Below are 2,376 nucleotides of genomic sequence, written 5' to 3'. Positions count from 1 at the left end.
TTTAATTAAACACCGGACACAGTCCGGCGCGAGCGGAGTAAATATCAGGATTCAAAAAAATACTTACTTTAATTTATTCATAAATTCTTTAAAACTTCTATCCATAAATGTAAGCGATGATTCTTCATCACCTACTTCATAACTATCATTATTACTATAATAAATATAGCCATAATCTTTTTCACGAGTAGATATACAAAAAAAATTACCTCCATTATCTGTCGCAAACACAACCATTCCTTTTGGCAGTACTTTTTCTTCTACTACTAGATTTTGGTAAGCATCTTCCAATCGTGCAAATCCTTGGTGTTTTATAGAAAAAAAACAATTAATCCCAGTTTCTTCATTATTTGACCAGATATAAGTATCTGTTTTTGGATACCCTCCGTTAAATTTTAAATAATGTATTATAAAATCTTCAGGTAAAGTAAGATTAAACCTTTGTTGAAGTTCAGATATATCATATTGAGTTAATGCTGCGCTGGTTTCTTCAAAATGCATTTCCTAATTTTTATATTTTGTATTTTGGTAGCGCCAAATACATAGTAATCATTTAAACTGAATACAGAAGGGTATTTGATCGTATCATTTTCTACCGTTACATAGTCTCCGATCACCGCCATTACATTACCTAAATGATTACTCAGCTCATATTGCCGGCGGTTTGTATAATTACTTATTTTCCAAAGATCTGTTGCTGTCGGTACCGTGTCGATACGCCAGATTCCTAAACGGCTGCTACCCTATAAATGTTGCTCGCGCCACTGTAAATTACCCGACTGCTCCTCGTATAAAGATAAGACATTTCCCTACGACATTTTGATGAAAATGGGTTTGCAAGTCAGAGTATTTATATGCAAAAGAAAGAGGCTCTTAATGAACGGAAGATAAAAGAGTGTGAATTAAAAAACTGATGAGTCTATCTATTAAGATACAATTTTTTCTTCAATTTACCTAATACACTTTCTTACAACTATATAATAAAAAACCGCTATAATATAGCGGTTTTAAAAATTATTTTTTACGAAAATGAATGTTTGGTTAAACATCAGAGAGTTCGGCGACGGTAAATTTAATCATTTAAATAATCATCAATATTTTTAATACCTCTTTTTACTGCATCCTCATAATTATCATATAAAAGACTCCTTCCATATGTCACCATTTTCAAAATATCCCTTATGGATTTCTCATTTTGAGAAGAATACACAATTATATTTATTTTATTCCTTTCCTCCTCGTCTCTTCCTATTTCATTGAAAAAATTCAATACCTTTAGAATATAATTTCCCCAAGAATACTTTAATTCTCTCAAATCAATAATTACAGATATAGGTTCATAAACAAAATAATGAGATACTAAAAGAGAATAAATACAAATACCATCATCATTCCCTTCACTACCATAACGATAATTTCCGCAAACTTTCATGCAAAGGATCGACCCTTCTTCGTTTATAGACAACTCACAAATAAGTGAGCTAATGTTATTCAAATTTATTTTATTAAACTTCATTAATTTTCTGGTTTAAAGATTATATGAGGTAAATCTAGGTCTAAGGAAACATCTTTTAATATTTCTGAACCAGGTCTTTTCATTCCATCTTTTGCAGCATTCATATTCCTCGGCAACTGATACAATGCAGAACTTCTTGCCTTCGATGTTCCTCCATCAATAATATAGTCCCAATCAGAAAAAGCATGAGACGACCCCTTTGCTCTATACCCTACTACTGTTATTGTTAGATTATATTTAGTCGCAATTCCTTGAATTCTATCCACACTATTGCCCAGGTATTCCAATTTAGCTCCACCACCGACTACAGGGCTTTTTGCATTCATTGCAATAGGCATAGTATTCTCCCCTATGAAACTTTTAGTACTATTCTGTACTTTTTCAACCCACAACTTTGGTAAAACTTTACTACTCCCAAAAGCAACAACTAGTCCCTCACCCCAATTCTTTCCGTCACCCGGATCATCCAGAATTTTCTGTACTGTCATGATGGGAGCCATTACTGCTCCTTTCCCCACATCCAATAAGTTCTGATTGCCTGTTAAAGGAAATGTTGTTGACACATTCCCACTTCCTACCTTATTCTCATAGTGAATACGAGCGGGCATTTCTGTTAAAGACCCGATAGCCATAAAAGCTGTTTCTACAATTCCTTCTGCTACTTCTCCGGCAAATTTGATAAACCTTTTAGCTCCTGTGGTCAACATCCGGGTATTAGGCATCAGGTAATAAGGATTGCCTTCTGCTCCATCCAGATCTGCTGCCCATATCGGTGTATTACTGGCGAACTGATAAGGTGTAAGCATTGGACATTGATTCGTCAATGGATCCACACTCAAAAACTTACCCAACCTCGGATC

Annotated in this window: 3 protein-coding genes; all 3 read right to left on the bottom strand. The window is 34.3% G+C overall.

Annotated features, from left to right (window positions below; all coding sequences use genetic code 11):
- Positions 1-63: 63 nt before the first annotated feature.
- Positions 64-501, bottom strand: coding sequence for an SMI1/KNR4 family protein (locus tag D9O48_RS18645; protein WP_126974513.1), 438 nt, complete (start codon positions 499-501; stop codon positions 64-66).
- 571 nt (positions 502-1,072) lie between these two features.
- Complete coding sequence (locus D9O48_RS18640; protein WP_126974512.1) at positions 1,073-1,516, bottom strand: hypothetical protein; 444 nt, start codon at positions 1,514-1,516, stop codon at positions 1,073-1,075.
- Positions 1,516-2,376, bottom strand: an 861-nt coding sequence (locus tag D9O48_RS18835) for an RHS repeat-associated core domain-containing protein (RefSeq protein ID WP_199750634.1), incomplete at its 5' end; no start/stop codon positions are given. The genes D9O48_RS18835 and D9O48_RS18640, both read right to left, overlap by 1 nt.

Source organism: Gynurincola endophyticus (assembly GCF_003991195.1).
Lineage (GTDB): Bacteria > Bacteroidota > Bacteroidia > Chitinophagales > Chitinophagaceae > Gynurincola > Gynurincola endophyticus.
This window is presented reverse-complemented; position numbering and strand designations above follow the sequence as displayed.